This window comes from Pseudomonas sp. B21128 (assembly GCF_044218865.1).
Taxonomy (GTDB): domain Bacteria; phylum Pseudomonadota; class Gammaproteobacteria; order Pseudomonadales; family Pseudomonadaceae; genus Aquipseudomonas; species Aquipseudomonas iridis.
Genome location: NZ_CP162590.1, coordinates 3,715,306 through 3,731,444 on the forward strand (window position 1 = coordinate 3,715,306; position 16,139 = coordinate 3,731,444).

At 59.4% G+C, this 16,139-nt stretch carries 18 protein-coding genes; 8 read left to right on the forward strand and 10 right to left on the reverse strand.

The genetic code is table 11. The annotated features are described in order from the left end of the window. The first annotated feature begins 6 nt into the window (after positions 1-6). Positions 7-846: an AraC family transcriptional regulator gene (locus tag AB4P91_RS16525; RefSeq protein WP_150592217.1), complete on the forward strand. Its 840-nt coding sequence runs from the start codon at positions 7-9 to the stop codon at positions 844-846. A 67-nt stretch (positions 847-913) separates the two neighbouring features. Next, positions 914-1,492 (forward strand): LysE family translocator, encoded by a 579-nt coding sequence (locus AB4P91_RS16530; RefSeq protein ID WP_150592216.1) that lies wholly within the window; start codon positions 914-916, stop codon positions 1,490-1,492. Between the two features lie 31 nt (positions 1,493-1,523). On the opposite strand, the gene AB4P91_RS16535 is transcribed toward AB4P91_RS16530, so the two are convergent. Genes AB4P91_RS16535 through AB4P91_RS16565 form a run of 7 tightly spaced genes read right to left on the reverse strand, consistent with a single transcriptional unit; the run spans position 1,524 to position 7,821 of the window. Next, positions 1,524-2,894: an ATP-binding protein gene (locus AB4P91_RS16535; RefSeq protein ID WP_395603216.1), complete on the reverse strand. Its 1,371-nt coding sequence runs from the start codon at positions 2,892-2,894 to the stop codon at positions 1,524-1,526. Next, positions 2,891-3,553 (reverse strand): response regulator, encoded by a 663-nt coding sequence (locus AB4P91_RS16540; RefSeq protein ID WP_150592214.1) that lies wholly within the window; start codon positions 3,551-3,553, stop codon positions 2,891-2,893. Before AB4P91_RS16540 ends, AB4P91_RS16535 begins: the two co-directional genes overlap by 4 nt. Positions 3,554-3,564: 11 nt before the next feature. Further along, positions 3,565-4,209, reverse strand: a complete 645-nt coding sequence (locus AB4P91_RS16545) for a tetratricopeptide repeat protein (protein ID WP_150687089.1) — start codon at positions 4,207-4,209, stop codon at positions 3,565-3,567. Continuing rightward, positions 4,206-5,015 (reverse strand): SDR family oxidoreductase, encoded by an 810-nt coding sequence (locus AB4P91_RS16550; RefSeq protein WP_150592212.1) that lies wholly within the window; start codon positions 5,013-5,015, stop codon positions 4,206-4,208. Before AB4P91_RS16550 ends, AB4P91_RS16545 begins: the two co-directional genes overlap by 4 nt. After that, complete coding sequence (locus tag AB4P91_RS16555; RefSeq protein WP_395603217.1) at positions 5,002-5,676, reverse strand: TenA family transcriptional regulator; 675 nt, start codon at positions 5,674-5,676, stop codon at positions 5,002-5,004. Before AB4P91_RS16555 ends, AB4P91_RS16550 begins: the two co-directional genes overlap by 14 nt. After that, positions 5,673-7,154 (reverse strand): AMP-binding protein, encoded by a 1,482-nt coding sequence (locus tag AB4P91_RS16560; RefSeq protein WP_395603218.1) that lies wholly within the window; start codon positions 7,152-7,154, stop codon positions 5,673-5,675. The genes AB4P91_RS16555 and AB4P91_RS16560 overlap by 4 nt, the downstream gene beginning before the upstream one ends. Then, a complete protein-coding gene (locus AB4P91_RS16565; RefSeq protein ID WP_150592209.1) occupies positions 7,144-7,821 on the reverse strand; it encodes a thermostable hemolysin in 678 nt (225 codons plus the stop codon). Before AB4P91_RS16565 ends, AB4P91_RS16560 begins: the two co-directional genes overlap by 11 nt. A 209-nt stretch (positions 7,822-8,030) precedes the next feature. On the opposite strand from AB4P91_RS16565, the gene AB4P91_RS16570 reads away from it, so the two are divergent. From AB4P91_RS16570 to AB4P91_RS16595, 6 genes are all read left to right on the forward strand, one after another. Then, entirely contained in the window at positions 8,031-8,585 is a 555-nt protein-coding gene (locus tag AB4P91_RS16570) for a cytochrome b (protein ID WP_150592208.1), read from the forward strand. 352 nt (positions 8,586-8,937) lie between these two features. After that, positions 8,938-9,417 (forward strand): GNAT family N-acetyltransferase, encoded by a 480-nt coding sequence (locus tag AB4P91_RS16575; protein WP_150597969.1) that lies wholly within the window; start codon positions 8,938-8,940, stop codon positions 9,415-9,417. A 775-nt stretch (positions 9,418-10,192) separates the two neighbouring features. Continuing rightward, positions 10,193-10,555 (forward strand): DUF6124 family protein, encoded by a 363-nt coding sequence (locus AB4P91_RS16580; protein ID WP_395603219.1) that lies wholly within the window; start codon positions 10,193-10,195, stop codon positions 10,553-10,555. Between the two features lie 138 nt (positions 10,556-10,693). After that, entirely contained in the window at positions 10,694-12,235 is a 1,542-nt protein-coding gene (locus tag AB4P91_RS16585; protein ID WP_150592204.1) for a DUF2235 domain-containing protein, read from the forward strand. Next, complete coding sequence (locus AB4P91_RS16590) at positions 12,235-12,894, forward strand: DUF2931 family protein (RefSeq protein ID WP_150597971.1); 660 nt, start codon at positions 12,235-12,237, stop codon at positions 12,892-12,894. The genes AB4P91_RS16585 and AB4P91_RS16590 overlap by 1 nt, the downstream gene beginning before the upstream one ends. Positions 12,895-12,926: 32 nt before the next feature. Next, positions 12,927-13,583: a DUF2931 family protein gene (locus AB4P91_RS16595; protein ID WP_395603220.1), complete on the forward strand. Its 657-nt coding sequence runs from the start codon at positions 12,927-12,929 to the stop codon at positions 13,581-13,583. 187 nt (positions 13,584-13,770) lie between these two features. Here AB4P91_RS16595 and AB4P91_RS16600 read toward each other — a convergent pair whose 3' ends face one another. Genes AB4P91_RS16600 through AB4P91_RS16610 form a run of 3 tightly spaced genes read right to left on the reverse strand, consistent with a single transcriptional unit; the run spans position 13,771 to position 16,114 of the window. Further along, on the reverse strand, positions 13,771-14,250 hold the full coding sequence (locus tag AB4P91_RS16600) for a YbaK/prolyl-tRNA synthetase associated domain-containing protein (RefSeq protein ID WP_150602826.1): 480 nt from the start codon (positions 14,248-14,250) through the stop codon (positions 13,771-13,773). A gap of 16 nt (positions 14,251-14,266) precedes the next feature. After that, complete coding sequence (locus AB4P91_RS16605) at positions 14,267-15,025, reverse strand: TSUP family transporter (protein ID WP_047301774.1); 759 nt, start codon at positions 15,023-15,025, stop codon at positions 14,267-14,269. Positions 15,026-15,028: 3 nt separating this feature from the next. Then, a complete protein-coding gene (locus AB4P91_RS16610; protein WP_395603221.1) occupies positions 15,029-16,114 on the reverse strand; it encodes a TauD/TfdA family dioxygenase in 1,086 nt (361 codons plus the stop codon). Positions 16,115-16,139 lie beyond the last annotated feature (25 nt).

Here is a 16,139-nt window from a genome sequence, read left to right on the forward strand (position 1 = left end):
CAAGCCATGAGCAACTGGATCAACCTCAGCCACGACCGCGAAACCGGCATCGAAACCCTGCACGCGCATTTCGCCGGGCACGCGCACGCGTACGATCCGCACTGGCACGAAACCTACCTGATCGGCTTCACCGAGCAAGGCGTACAGCGCTTCAACAGCCGCAGAGCCCGGCATGACAGCACGCCAGGTCAGGTCTTCATGCTCGAACCGGGCGACATCCATGACGGCGATGCGCCGAGTCCTGAGGGTTTCACCTATCGCATGTTGTACCTGCAACCTTCGTGGCTGGAACAGGCGCTGGACGGTTTGCACCTGGGTAGTTACGGCAGCGGTTTGCCGGGCATTGGCAGCGTATTGAATGACGACCCGCAACTGGCTCGCGCAACGTTGTTTGCGTTCAACGCGTTGCATCAGCAAGACGTGCAAATGGTCCGTGACGTGGCGCTGGACACGTTGCTCGAACGCTTGGCTTCGCATTTGTACAAGCGCCCGCAGGTATCCGCCGCCAACCGGGCACCCTTGATCGCCCGACAGGCCCGGGATTACCTCATGGCCTATCACGAACAAGACATCAGCCTGCACACCCTCGCGCAAGTCTGCGGCACTGACCGCTTCCGCCTGACCCGGGCGTTCAAGGCCGCTTATGGTTTGGCACCGCACGCCTGGCTGATCCAGCTGCGCCTCAGCCGTGGCCGCCAGATGCTCGCCGCCGGCGTGCAACCGGTGGACGTCGCCAGCAGACTTGGCTTCTCTGACCAAAGCCACCTCGGCCGCTGGTTTGTACGCGCCTACGGCATCACCCCCGGCGCCTATCAACAGCGCGCCACAGGCATCATCCGCCGCTGAACAAACGTTCAAGACTGCCGCTCAGCCAATTGCCAAAGTAGGCCCTGACTTCCTAAAGGGCCATGCCATGCTTGCGTTCATCCTCTTCGCCTTCGTCGCCTCCATCACCCCGGGCCCGACCAACCTAATCGTCCTCAGCACCAGCGCCCGACGCGGCTGGCGACCGTGCCTGCCGATCATCCTCGGCGCCGGTATTGGCGCCGCTTCACTCGTATGGGTCGCCGGCGCCGGCGCCAGCACGCTGATGCTGCCCGGCGTACGCCCGATCATCAGCGGCCTCGGGTTGTGCTGGATGCTGTGGCTGGCGTGGCAGATTTTCAGTGCGCCGGTCACCGACATCGGCGCCGCTGCTGGGGAAGAAAAAGCCGAGATGGGCCTGATTGGCGCGGCGTTGTTGCAATGGGTCAACCCAAAGTCGTGGTTCATGGCGATTGCCGTGATTAGTGTGTTCACCGCTCAGGGGCAAGGGCTGAATGCGCTGTGTCTGGTGTTCTTTCTGGTGTCGTTGCCGTGCCTCGCGATCTGGGCGTTGCTGGGGCGGGGCGCTGCGCGATGGCTTAGTAATCCGGCGCAGTTGCGCTGGATGAACCGGGGGCTGGCGGTGTTGCTGGTGGTCTCATCGGCCACCGCGGTCCTGCACAGCTGACGCTCAGGATAAGCGGGCCGGGCCTGGCCGATCATTGTCCATGCGGTACCGACAACGTCGCGCGCAGGCCACCCTCAGCGCGATTGACCAACGTAATTCGTCCACCCAAACGCGTTGCGATGGTGTTGACGATGGTCAGTCCCAATCCCGCCCCCTGAGGATTGCCACGGCTGTAGAAACGTTCGAACAATCGCTCTCGATCCGCCTCATCGATTCCCGGCCCCTGATCGTCGACGCTCAAATGACAGAAGCCGTCGGCTCGGGTCAGGGTCACGGTGATGATGCCGTGCTCGGGGGAGAAGTTGGCGGCGTTGGTGATCAGGTTGTTCAGGGCGATATCGATGGCCGTGGCGCTGGCCATGACGTGGAAAGGTTCGGCGCTGTCCTCGAAGGCCAGTTCCAGCTGTTTGCTCAGCAGCCACGGCGTCAGTTGCACGAGGCTGTTGCGCACGGTTTCGCTGAGGTCGATGCGTTGCAGCGGCGGCGGGTCGGATTTCGGTTCGAGGCGTGCCATGGTCAGCAACTGGTTGACCAGACGGCTGGTGCGGTCGACGCCGGAGATCAGAAATTCCAGGGATTCGCGGCGCTCCTGCTCGGTGCCGGCCTCCAGCAGGTTTTGCGCATGCACGCGCAGCACCGCCAGCGGGGTGCGCATTTCGTGGGCAGCGTCAGCGATGAAGCGGCGTTCGCGGCCGAGCACTTCCTGGATCTGCGCGAGCATGCGGTTCAGGGCTGCTTGCATCGGCTCCAGTTCGCTGGGGAGCGGCGTGAGCTTCAGTGGCTCCAGCGAACCACTGTGACGGGCGCGCAGGGTGGCGGCCATGTTCGCCAGTGGCTTGAGGCCCCAGCCGATGGCGAGCCAGATCATCGCCGCCAGAATCAGACTGCCGAGCATGTTCGGCCACAGGGTGTGCCGCACGATGCGGTCGACCAGATCGGTGCGCACATCATCGCGCTCGCCAACCCAGATGCGCAGGCCGTTCTGCTTGTCTTCCAGCATGAACGCCCGCCATTGCCGGCCTCTCAAATCCACCACGTCGCTGAAGCCCGGTCGGGTCGGCGGTGCGGTGAAGGAGGGTGCGCTGGCGGTGTGTACCAGCACTTCACCTTTGGGGTTCCAGACCTGAAAGGCGATCTTGCTTTCGTAAGGATGACCATCGACCCGTGGCTTGGCTTCGCCCAAGGCCTGATTGAACGCTTGATACAACTGCGCGTGTTCGGTACTCGCCATCGGCATGCGCATCACGCCTTGCAACAGACGCGCGTTCTGCGCCAGTTGAGCATCGTAGACTTCGGCGATTTCGTGGTTGCTGTCATGCACGTTGAACGTGCTGAGCACTGCCAGGCCGGCCAGCAGCAGGCCGATGATCAGCGTCAGCGTGCGGCGTCGGATTGAAGTCATCGGCGCTCCTCCACCAGATAACCCACGCCACGGATGGTGCGGATCAGGTCGGTGGAGAACTTTTTGCGCAGGTGATGAATGTGCACTTCCAGGGTGTTGCTTTCGGCTTCCTCATTCCAGCCGTAGAGCAACTGGATCAGTTGATCGCGGGTCATCACCCGGCCCGGCGGCGAGAGCAATTCGTGCAGCAACTGATATTCTTTGGGGGTCAGCGCCACAGGGTGGCCCTGATAACTGACCTGCTGGGTGCCGGGGTTGAGGCTGATGCCGGCGTGTTCGATCAGCGCCTGAGCGCGCCCGGCACTGCGCCGCAACAGCGCGCGCAAACGCGCCTTGAGTTCAGCCAGATCGAACGGTTTGACCAGATAATCGTCGGCCCCGGCATCGAGCCCGGCGATGCGGTCTTCGGTGGCATCGCGGGCCGTAAGAATCAGCACCGGCAGATTCGAACCGCTGTCGCGCAAACGGCGCAGCACTTCGAGGCCGTCCATGCGCGGCAGACCGAGATCGAGTACCGCCAGGTCGAAGGTTTCACTGAGCAGTGCATGCAACGCACTGCTGCCGTCCTTGAGCCAGTCGACGGTGTAACCCTCACGCCCCAGCGCCTGATGAATGCCTTCACCGAGCGCGACGTCATCCTCAATCAGTAATAAACGCACGCGCACTCCTGTCAGTCGAGTTTCTTGTTGACGTCCACCAGCAGGGCGGCGATCTCTTTGCGGCGCCCGGCGTCGGCGCTTTCGCGCCCTGGGCGCGGTGCGGCTTGCAGGGCTTTTTGCAGCGCTGCCTTGGCTTCAGCGTAGCGTTTTTCACGGTAGAGGTGATCCCCCCAGAAGTACAGGCTGTCGATGCCGTTGGGGTTCAGTTGCAACGCCTGCTTGAGCAACTGCTCGGCCTTGTCGCTGTCACCAAAACCGATCGGCCAGCCCGGCACCCGGTCGTACAGCGCGGCGAGGCTGGTGTAAGCCGAGCCATTCAAGGCTTTGGGATCGAGGGTCAAGGATTTTTCCAGGTCAGCCTTGGCGTCCTTGGCTTTGCCCAAGGCGCCGAGTCCACCTTCGGCGCCGGCCCAACTGCTGGTGACGATGCCCTTCCAGATCCACGCTTCGGCCGCGGCGGGGCGTTGCGTGGCAAAGGCAGTGGCCTCGGTTGAAAGCTCTTCGAAGGCGGCGGCGCGCTGTTTTTCCGCGACTTCATATTGGATGTGCGCCCAGCTCTGCTGGATCCCGGCAAGGCGTTGTTGATCGGCGGCGTCCAGCGCCCAGACGGATTGGCTGAGGGCAGCGAGCAGCAGGCAAGCGAAGGCTTTTTTCATGGTTTGAGAGTCTCGTTGTCGGTTTTTTCGCTGAAACGTCGGATCAGCGGCAACTGCTTGCGCAGGCCACGATCCACCAGATGCGGTAATAAATTGTTCAGGCGGACGAAGAACCGCTCCGGCCACCCCAGATACACATCGCGGCGATCGCCGGCGATGGCGTGGATCACCGCCGACGCCACGGTTTGCGGATCGTCGACGTTGGCCTTGAGTGCATCGTTCAAGGCTTGGGCGGCCGTGCTGTTCATCGACGTGCGGGTGGCACGCGGCGCGACGTAAAGAACGCTGACCCGCGTGTCAGCCAGCTCCCGGCGCAGCGCTTCGGAGAAACCGCGCAAGGCAAACTTGCTCGCGCAGTAACTGGCGTAACCGGCATAGCCGATCGAGCCATAGGTGGAGCCAACATTGACCACCATGGCGCTGTCCGCCTGCTTGAGCAGCGGTAACAGCAGTTTGGTCAGGCAGATCGGCGCACTGACATTCACCGCCAGCATGGCGTTGATGTCGCTGTCGTCCAGCTGTTCGAGCATGGCGAAGTGGTTGATCCCGGCCGCATTGATCAACAGGTTGATGCCGCCGATGGCTTCGGCGGCGACCAGCACTTTGTGCCGGTCGCTAAGGAAGGTCAGGTCGGCGCCGACCCAATACAGATTTTGCGGATAACGCTCAAGCAACGGCAGCAGCGCTTCTTGATGCCGGGCCACGGCCAGCACCCGCGCACCGGCGGCGCACAAGGCACTGGCGATGGCCAGGCCGATGCCGCCACTGGCGCCGGTCAGGACAACACGCGCTTCATGCAGCTGCATGTTGAGCCTGCACTTCACGCGGCAAGCCACGGAACATATCGGTGTACAGGCGATACACGACTTTCGAGGCGTGGATCACGGCGGCCTGGTCTTGCGGGTCCTCGAGCTGGTTCATCAGGCGGCGATAGGTCTGCATGTGCTCGATGTCCAGCGAACCGTGGGAACTGAGGTAGCTGAACGCCGTTTCCGGCAACGCCAGCCGCTCGCGAATGCTGCCCGCCGCGTGGGTGGCCAGGGCAATGCTGGTGCCTTCAAGCACATTGACCATGCCGAACAGCCCCACCGGATTGCCCCGGGCGATCAGGTCGTACAGAAAACTGACCATCAACTCGATCGACAGCGACGGCTGACCATCGCGCACCGCATCACGGTCACCGCCACACGCGGCAATATCGTTGAGCACCCACTGTTCGTGGCCGTATTCTTCTTCGATGTACTCGCACACCGCTTTGCGCAGCCACTCCAGGCGTGTCGGCAAACGTGCGCCGCAAGCCATCATTAACGGCACCGTGTGGCGCACGTGGTAATAGGCCTGGGCGAGAAATTCCCGATAGCTCTCAAGGCTGACCTTGCCTTTCAGCGCATCAACGATGATCGGCAGGTTGAACAGCTCGTGGCGTTCGTGTTGTGTGGCTTCTTGCAGGGTGTCGAAAAAACTCATGATGCGGATGCCTCGCAGATAACGGATTCGGTTAATTGGGTGTGGTAATGCGCGACGATGGCTTCGCGGCGCGGGCGGCCATTGGCGGTGAGCAGGCCATTGGCGGCGGTGAAGGGTTGCGCTAGACGTGTCCAGCGATGTACCTGGGCGTAATCGGGCAAGGCTTCGTTGGCTTCGGCGACGGCCGCGGCCAGATCAGCGTCGCTGCAATCGGCGCGATGCGGCCAGAGCAGGGCGTGGTTGTGCGGCATCGCTTCGCCGTAGACGAAGGCCTGGTCGATGTGGCGGCGCTGGGTCAGCTCCGACTCGACCCATTCCGGGTTGACGTTGCGCCCGAAACTGGTGACGAACTGATGCTTCTTGCGCCCCTTGAGAAAGAGAAAACCTTCCGGGTCGAACTCACCCAGATCGCCGCTCGGCCACCATTCTTCGGCATACGGCGCATCCCCCAGGTAACCCAGCAGTGGCGAACCCTTGATCAGCACTTCGCCGTCCTCGGCCAGCCGCACTTCGACATGCGGCAGGGGCCTGCCGACGCTGCCTGGGCGCCGGGCACCGGGGCGATTGAGGCACACCACCGACGCACATTCGGACAAGCCATAACCTTCATAAACCGGCAGGCCGACACGTTGCGCACGGTGCAGCAGATCCTCGGAAACCCGCGCGCCGCCGACGGCGGCAAAACGCAGTTTTTGTGGATCGAAGGCTTTTTGCTCGGCGGCGCTGACCAGCATCAGCAACAGCTGCGGCACCAGAATCAGGCTCTCCGGTGCACGGCTGGCCAGGTAGCCCAGCAGGCGCGGCACATCGACGCCGCTGGCGCCCTGAATGCCGAGGGTTTTCTGGCTCGGCAGGCTCAACATCGCACCGGCATACAGCGCCGCATAACAACCGAGGTTTTCCAGCAGGATCGCCAGCGGTAACAGCGCCAGATGATGCGCCGGACCGGTCGGTTCGCTCGCCTGATCCAGCTCGCGTGCAACCCGCAGTAAGCTGTCGGCGCTCAGGCATACCCCTTTAGGCGTGCCGGTGGTGCCGGAAGTGAAGGTCAGTTTGGCGGTGCCGGCGGGCATGCGGCTCGGCCCGCTGAATGTGCGGCACCAGAACTCACCGTTCTTCACATAACCGGCGCTGAGCAACTCGGCCTCCAGCTCTGGCTCGGCAATCACCCGTTCAGCCTGACTCAGCTCCAGACAATGGGCGCGTTGTGCCGGGCTGAAAAACGGCGGCAGCGTCACACAGGTCAGGCCTTCGAACAGCACCGCCAAATCCCAGAGCATCGCGTCGACGCCGTTATCCAGCACCAATGCGACGACTTGCACGTGTTCATCGCGCAAACGCTCCTGGCGATACAGCACCTCGGCGTAGAGGGTCGTGTAATCGATTTTCAGCGTATCGCCCCACAGCGCGACCGCGTTGTCATTGCGCCCGGCATGGCTGCGCAGGGTTTCCTGAAAGCGTTGCAATTCAAGCGACATGGAAAGCTCCTTCAATCGAAGTCGGCAATCCCAGCCGGTTGAACAGTCCGATATTGCGCAAATGGATAAACCCGGCGCGGATATTGCCGACGTGAACCCAGGGTTTACTCTCGTAATAACTGCCCCAATGTTGACGCTCGTCACCCAGCCGCTCCGGGTCTGCGGCGCACAATGTCACTGGATTCAGGCCGAGACGATGGAAGCTGTTGACCAAGCCGATATTGCCGGTGAACGTCACCCACTCCAGACCGCCCATGGCCAGTAAATAGGTGATGGCGATGATGCTCAGGCGCGCACTGCCGGTGTCGCTGGCGGCCAGGTTGCCGACTTCGACAATGCCGTTGCGCGTCACCGGGCGATCCGCCGCCGCGCTGATCAGCGGTTCGATCGGTTCATCCAGGTAGCGCTCAAGAAACAGCGGCTCCAGATGGGCGCGACGGACACCGGCCACCGCACTCAGCTCACCCACGGCGTTGTGCATGCCGAACAGCTCGGGCATGAAATGGCGGATGTCAGCGCCGTGGGCTTTGCGAAATCGCTGCTGAATAAACGTTTCGAAGGCCGACCGTTGCCCGTCATCCGGCAAGGCATTGGTCAGCGTCATCTGCGGCGTTTCGGCTTGGCCGAAGTGCAGGGGCAGGGGGATGTTCCAGTCGAAATCGGGCATGGGCAGAACGCCTCCCTCAATAGGTTTGAGAGGAGTATCCAAGCCATTTCTTAACGAAGTCTGAAGGTAAAAAAAGGTTAACCTGTGAGCCGATCTTCAGACTGTCTTAAGACTGGCCGGGCAGGCTCACACCGTCGGTTCGCCCGGCCCAAGGAACGTGACCGTCGAGCGCATCGACCGTCACTCACGACAATCACGAGGCGCTACTTATGACCCGCGACAACGCCGTAAACCGTTATGGAAAACTTTCAATCACGATGCACTGGCTGATGCTGGCGCTGTTCGTCGGCGTCTACGCGTGCGTCGAAATCAAGGGCTACATGCCCAAGGGCAGCGAGGCGCGCGGCCTGCTGATGGGCTTTCACGGCCTGTTCGGCGCCAGCATCTTCGCCCTGGTATGGATCCGCCTGCTCGGTCGCCTGACCCCGCGTCCACCGATCACCCCCAAACCCCCTGCGTGGCAAACCGGCCTTGCGCACCTCACGCACCTGGCCCTCTACGGCCTGATGATCGCCACCCCGATCCTCGCCTGGCTGATGCTCGCCGCCGGCGACAAACCGTTCCCGTACTTCGGCTTCCACGTACCGGCCCCGGTCGCCATCGACCCGGACTTCGCCAAACGCCTGAAGTACTGGCACGAACTGATCGGCAGCACCGGCTACTGGCTGATCGGCCTGCATGCGTTGGCGGGGTTGTTTCACCATTATTGGGTGCGCGATAACACGCTGGTGCGCATGCTGCCGGGGCGTACAGGTTCACGCTGATCTACTCCAACCACAAACCCTGTGGGAGCGAGCTTGCTCGCGAAAGCGTCTATCCAGTCAACATCACTGCTGACTGACACGACGCCTTCGCGAGCAAGCTCGCTCCCACAGGGTTTTGCGGCGTCCGGTCGCGTGGGGCAGTTGCCGGATCCGCATTTCGCGTCCACGCTTAGGCCTTGCCGACAAGGAGCGTCCGCCGACCCTCCGTCGCGGCCCACGGAGCGTTTAGCATGAGCGGAGACAACAAAGTGAAAGGCCCGGCGCCGTATGTCTTCTCTATCGGGCCACGGCCACGCGAACCCGCTGGTCGCGCATCATTTGGCCAATGGCAAAAAGTGAGGGCAGGGCAGCGATGAACTTCACCCACCGGCCCGTACTGGCCGAAGATGTCAAAACTATCTGCAGCTTTGCGCAGGGCATTCAGGAACTGTTCTTCATGTTCCCGAAAGCCAACTACCCGCTGACGGAAGAACAGTTGCACACCGCGATCAGCCAACGCTTCGACTCCACGGTTTTCGAGGCTGATGGAGTAGTCGTCGGCTTCGCCAATTTCTACCGCGCCGAACACAACGGCATCTGCTGCATCGGCAACGTCATCGTCGCGCCGAGTGCTCGCGGTCAAGGCGTGGCTGGATTCATCGTCACGACCATGACTGCACTGGCGTTCGAAAAGTATCAAGCCGAGGAGGTGCAGATCTCCTGCTTCAACCAAAACACCGCCGGCCTGCTGCTCTACCCGAAACTCGGCTTCGTCCCGTTCGGCATCGAAGAACGCCCGGCGCCGGATGGCGGACGATCAGCCCTGATCCAAATGAAACGCCACCGAACCTGAACAGCCCCCAAACCTGTGGGAGCGAGCCTGCTCGCAAAGACGCGAGCCCAATCACCAAAAATCCAAAACCAGCCGAAACCCCTGTGGGAGCTGGCTTGCCAGCGATGACGCCAGCCCAGTCACCAAAACCCCCAAACCAACCCCAAAACCCTGTGGGAGCGAGCTTGCTCGCGAAGACGCCAGCCCAATCACCAAAAATCCAAAACCAGCCGAAACCCCTGTGGGAGCTGGCTTGCCAGCGATGGCGCCAGCCCAGTCACCAAAAATTCAAAACCAACCCCAAAACCCTGTGGGAGCGAGCTTGCTCGCGAAGACGCCAGCCTAATCACCAAAAATCCCAAATCAGCCGAAACTCCGTGGGAGCTGGCTTGCCAGCGATGACGCCATCCCAATCACCACCTGAATCCCAGACCAAAATAAACAGACAATTCCGGTGCTGTTTAAACGAAGCCTCCAGTAACGACCCAAGCCCTACAACGTCTTGCGCCATCGGCTACGACTAAGCCAGAATCCGCCGGCTTGTGCGTCTGGAACTCCCCCCGTAACTTGATTCCCGTCACTGCTCATCAGTGATCGGGTCTGCAAGCTCGCCGAAACCAGTCGCATAGCCCTGCCAAGGGACACTCATTTGTGTCCGCTCAATGGCGGCTTTGTGCGGGAGACCCTCGGGTCTGCCGGGTGCCTGGTTTCCCGGTCTTGCAGACCCGCGCATAGCTGCCACCCATCATCTGCAAGTGATGTTGGTAGCTCCTATTGAAAAATCAGGAGTTTCACCATGTTCAAACCAACACCCAACCCGCCAGAAACCGACCCCACATCCCCCTACGAATCCCCCGATTCCAAGAAATTTCACGAAGCCGCCGAACGCGCCCTCGACCACTACCTCAAGCCTGCCGACCAAATCATGGCCAGCACCAACGAGCCTGACCGCATGTACTTCGCCAACCCGAAATACGACACCGAATCCCTGCTAGCCAACGCCAGCGAAACCCTCGGTTCGGCCAGCGAAATGCTCAACAACTTCGCCGCCATGCTGGACATCTCCCACCGCAAAACTGCATTGGGAATCGCGCAGGTCGTAATGCTTGGCGAACTGGCCGTAAACCAAGCGCTGGATAACGTCGTAATCACGAAATAGCCCTCCGCCAAGACGAGGGGAAACCCTCGTCACATCACACTGTCTCAACCGCGCTGGCATACGGCCACGCCTTGCGCCCCCAGGCCTCGGCTGTCACCCTTCGGGCCGTTCTCAAGGATCAGAGCAAGGAATCAAGGATTGAGCGGCTACGTCCCCAACCCCCCGAAAAATTATCGCTACGAAGAAGCCAAACCCGTCGATATCCACGCCCAGCGTTGGGCTGAATACGAAAAACACGGGAAAGAACCCGCGCCCGAGCCTGAGAAAATCGGCATCGCGTTGCGGATTGGTGTGTTCTTTGATGGCACTGGAAATAATGCGAACAACACGGCAGCTGGGTTGCTGTGTGGTGCGCAGCATCCGATTGCGCCGAAGGATATTCCTGCGAGCTGTCAGCCTTATATGGGCGATCCTGATAGTAGCTACGCCAACGACACCAGTAACGTATACAAGCTAAGTGAGCTGTACTTTGCACCTCAAAAAAGCGAAGGGGACAGCTTGCAGAAACAAGCCTTCCGCATGATCTATGTCGAGGGAATCGGTACGGAATCAGGCAAGCAAGACAGTACGCTTGGTGCAGGCACCGGCCGAGGAGAAACCGGCGTTGCCGGGCGAGTTCAGCATTCGTTTACAGAAATCAAACTGCGTATCAAGGATGTGTTGGACAACCATCCCAATAGTGAAATCACCTCTCTGACGTTTGACACATTTGGTTTTAGCCGAGGTGCCGCTGCAGCTCGACACTTTGCCAATGAAGTCGTACGAGGAAAGCAAGGTCCGCTGGGGGATGTTTTGCGAAGTCACACCACAGCCTTCAGCCGAACATTCATTGACCAATACCATGGCAGCATCAACATGGGCTTTATTGGCCTGTTCGACACTGTCCCGTCGATTGCTGGTTGGTCAAATGGGGGCGATATCAAAAGCCCCATCGCTACGGGCATCAAGTTGTATCTTGATCGTCGTTTTTTCACAGATGTCATTCAACTCTCTGCTCGCGACGAATACCGGGCCAACTTTGCTTTGAGTCGAGTTAAGGCCGATCACTTGGAAATCACTCTTCCCGGCGTTCATTCTGACATTGGCGGTGGTTACCAGGACGAGGTTCAAGAGTGCGTGCTCATCAGCCCAATGCAGACGCTTGAGGTCTCGCAGTTCACCGATATTTCCACCACGTCGATCTACCGTGATGCTGTAGTTGTGAAAAGTCAGTGGGTCGCCAAAGGTTGGCCAGATGAAATGTTGGAGATCGTCACCCCCGATGCGCTTTTCCTGCCAACAGATCACCAAGATCGGCTCGGCCCACGTAAAAAACGAGTTTACGCCGCAGTGCAGCTCAAACGTCCTGTGAGTGGCATGCTCTCCAGGGTATATCTACGAGTGATGCACCAATTGGCAAAAGAGAAGGGTGTTCGGTTCAACGACATTCCAGATACGCCTGAATTGGCAGTTCCGTCAGAGCTTCAGGACCTGTGTGATCGATTTCTTGCAGGTAACTACGTCACGTCATTGCAAGAAGACCAGATGCTGAAACTGAAGTACATTCACATGTCCGCAAACTGGAATCATCCTCTCGGCCGAAGAGACGGTAGTGGTGTTCGCGCCGTTTACATCAATGCCCCAACGGCGGATTCGATTCGCGTCCAACACCCTCACGTAGCTGATTGGAAGCTCTGGTAATGAAATTACTTTTCGTCCTGCTATGCGCGCTATTCATCACCGGTTGCCAGTCTGCTGATCCACTTTCAGCAAAAAGCGATCCGAAATCTGGATGGTGGGAGTTGGCATTTATTGAGCCGGACTACATGAAAGTCTGGGTAGAGAACAGTTCTGTTCAAGACATTACTGGCCAGGTTTTTTTCAAAACTGGCGGCGGAACCGCTGCAGGGGGAGAGCCTGAAGACGGCACCGACTCTGCCCGGGGGTGGACGGGTGGAGTAGGTGGTAGCGGAAGGAAAGTAATAGGTGCAGATTTACCTGCTCGTATCTGGGTTCGCTGGCAATCAATCGTTGAACGAAAAACTTGGCAGGCATGGGTAGATATTCCAGAGCAGGCCAGGCAACTGATGGTGTCATCCGTTAATCAACGTTGCCCGCAGACGCCTGAACAGGAAGCAAGGTATATGGCCTCGGTGTATCTGGGACTGGCCCCCGGTGGTGTCGTGCAGGTTTGGGTTCGAGACTCATGTAATCACCCGGTCAAAGTCGCACGCGCTCAAGCCGAGATCGAGCCATTGGGACCAAGCCAAGGCAAAAACCAAGGGCGATACGCGTATCCGGTTAGTGAAAAGTCCAAACGCTATATTGAGAAATTCGGCATTCCATACGGAAGTTGGTAGTCGTGACACGTACCTGAATGGACGCTTTAGTGATGAAAGCAGTGATTGCTCTGCTGGGTGGTTTACTGGTGTCGGGCTGCCAAATCGGGGGCCGTGAAACCGGCGAAAATGATCCAAAATATCCTTGGTGGGAATTAGTGTTCGTTGAACCGAACTATATGAAAGTCTGGGTAGAGGACAGCTCTGTTCTGGATATCAATAACAGGATGTTTTTCAGAGCTGGTAAGGCCACTGCCGCCAGCGGAGAGCCGAAACTCACCACTGAATCTGCCCGGGGCTGGGGGGCGGTAACTGGATCCGGGATACCAGTGACCGGCGCTGATCTTCCAAAACTCATCTTCGTCCGCTGGCAGTCCATATCAGAGCAAAAAACCTACAAGGGATTCATAGAAATCCCAGAAGAAGCCAGGCAATTGATGGTGAGATCAACCCATCAGCGCTGCCCGAAAACTCCCGAAAGAACTGCGCGATACATGGCATCGCTCTACGTGGGTTTGGCGCCTGGAGGGGTGCTACAAGCATGGGTCAGAGACTCTTGCCATAGCCCAGTGAAAGTTTCGAGTGCCCAGGGAGAAATCGAACCACTCGGCCCACAACAGGGTAAGCACGGTGATCGCTACGCTTATCCCGTGAGTGAAAAAGCTAAGCGCTACATCGAGAAGTACGGCATTCCTTACGGAAGTTGGTAAGCGGTGGATCAATGAAGCTAAGCATCACGCTGCCATGCGTCGAAAGGAGCCTTTCGTGAATGGCGACTATTGCCCGATTGCTGTCGGCCCCGAATAGCCGCTTGATGGCTGCCGCCCAGCAGACTGATTTATTTTCAAGATCCGTTTTTTAATAAATGAAAATAAATCCGTCCCTGAAAACATCTGCTCAAGCCTGGCTGATATCCAGCAATCGAGGCATGGCAATCGCCAGATAATCTTTCGTATCGAGCACCATCGACGCATCCAGCCGCCCCGCGTTGAAGGCTATTTCAGCGTAGCGTGTGGTCAAGGCTGGATCGACGATCAATTGAATCCGCTCATCGAAAACAAAAGGAGGGATGGCGCCGATCCGGCACCCGGTCAGTTCCATGGCGGTTTCGGCCTTCACCAGTTCGGCTTTTTTCCCGCCCAGGGCCGCTCCGACTTTCTTCATGTCCAGCTTCTGGTCGCCCGGCAGTATCACCAGTGCATAGGGTTCGGCCTGACCCTTGAGGGAGCAAAGCATGGCCTTCGCGCCTTGGCCGGGCTCGGTGCCACGGATTTCGGCGACGCGCGCCGACTGGCCCTCGGCATCGTGCATCAACACCCGGTAGGAGGCTGAGCGGGCATCGAGTAGTGCCACGAGGCGATCGAACATGGGATGCATGTAGTTTTCCTCTGGTTTACAGGAACAGGTCGTAGGACAGTTTGCTGATCAGAATCACCAGCAACACCAGGAACAGAGCCCGGACAAAGGGCACGCCTTTATGAACCGCCAGCCAGGTGCCGGTGAGCGCGCCCAGGATGTTGAATGCCGCCATGGGGATTGCGATCAGGTAGAGCACGTTACCCGTCGGAATGAAGAACATCAGTGCCGCTACGTTGGTCGCGATGTTCACCAGCTTGGCCGATGCCGAGGCATGAAGAAAGTCGAAGGCGAAGCAACGGATAAACAGGAAGATCAGGAAGCTGCCAGTGCCGGGACCGAACAGACCATCGTAGAAACCGATAGCACCGCCGATGACGATCGCCAGCAGTTTTTCCTTGGTACCGATGTGCATGGGTTTGTGCAGGGCGCCGAAATCCTTTTTCCAGAAGGTGTAGATCGCCATCAGTACGATCAACACCAGCACCGCCGGCCGGATCATCGACTGGGGTACGAACGACACCGTGGCCGCTCCGAAGAAGGCCATGACAAAAGCCGCGCAGGCGGCGGGGATTACAAGCCCCCAGTCGATCACCACTTTGCGCACGAAGGACCGGGCCGCGAATGCGGTGCCGCAGGCGGCCGCGACCTTATTGGTACCCAGCAGCGCCGCCGGTTGAGCGGTGGGCAGCACGTTGAATAGCGCGGGAATCTGGATCAGTCCGCCGCCGCCCACCGCCGCATCGATCAGGCCGGCGGCGAAGGCGAACACGCAAAGGATGACAATATCGACCATGAATCAGGCTCTGACTATATAGGGTTGATGAGGGTCCAGCGGCATCACGCGTGCCGGATCATTGACCCCGAAGACGCGCAACATCCAGCGATCACGGCCGTCGTAGCGGGGTGTAAAACCATCCCGGGCATGCAGGGTTTGCTGGTTCTTGAAGATCAGCATGTCGCCCGGTTGCAGCAGTATGTGGTGCACGACATCAGGATGATTGGCAGCGGCGGCGAACAGTTGGAGGGCGAACTGCGCATTGGCGCAGGTCGTTTCGACACTCGCTTTGTTGTAGCGGCAATACAGGCCATCGGTTGCGCTTCTGTACAGCAAGGGGACGTTTTCCAGCACATTGCCCTGTTTGCCGAAGGAGGCCGGCCGGCGAACGGTGAATTTCGGTCGTGACAATTCTTCTTCGACCCAGGTCGGCAGAATGGCCAGCACCTCGTCAATGGCGACGATGCGCGTCGGCACGTCGAGCTCGCAGCGCAGGCCGGTCAGGGACAGGTACTCCGGACAGGCCGACAACTGCGAGACCGGTTCGCAGGTCAAAGGCAGGTGAGGGTTGTCGACATGCATGTCCAGATCCGCGCGCGAGCCATAGGAGCTTCTTTCGGTTTCTCGCTTTTGCTTGGGCGATACGTGGCGGAACACGGTGTCGCTGCTTTCACCCTCGTACGCCAGCGGACGGGTTTGCAGCGTTTGCAGCACGGACAAAATAGCTCCGGCCAGAGTCGACAAGTTCTCGATACCCGGCTCCAGGTCATAGGGCGTGGCGGGCAGTTGCGGGTCCAGCGGCAGCCCCCTGACGATCATCGCCACTTCACGGGACTGTGGAAAATTGCGTAGCTGCTGGATTTTTTCGGTGCACAGGACACTTTCCAGCAACGGCCCCAGGACCGGCATGTGGCGGATACCCGAGGCGCTATCGGTCACGTCCAGTAATGCCAGACCGGCCTGAAGTGTGCGTTGTTCTTCGAGCGACAGATGAATTTGCGGTATCTCCCGTCGGATCGAAGTCACCGATTGTTTTTCCAGCCATTCATGAATGACTTCATCAACACAAGCTGCGGCTTTCCCGATTTCTTTATCCAGCTTCGACACGTCCGTGCGCTCCTGTTTGCCCAAT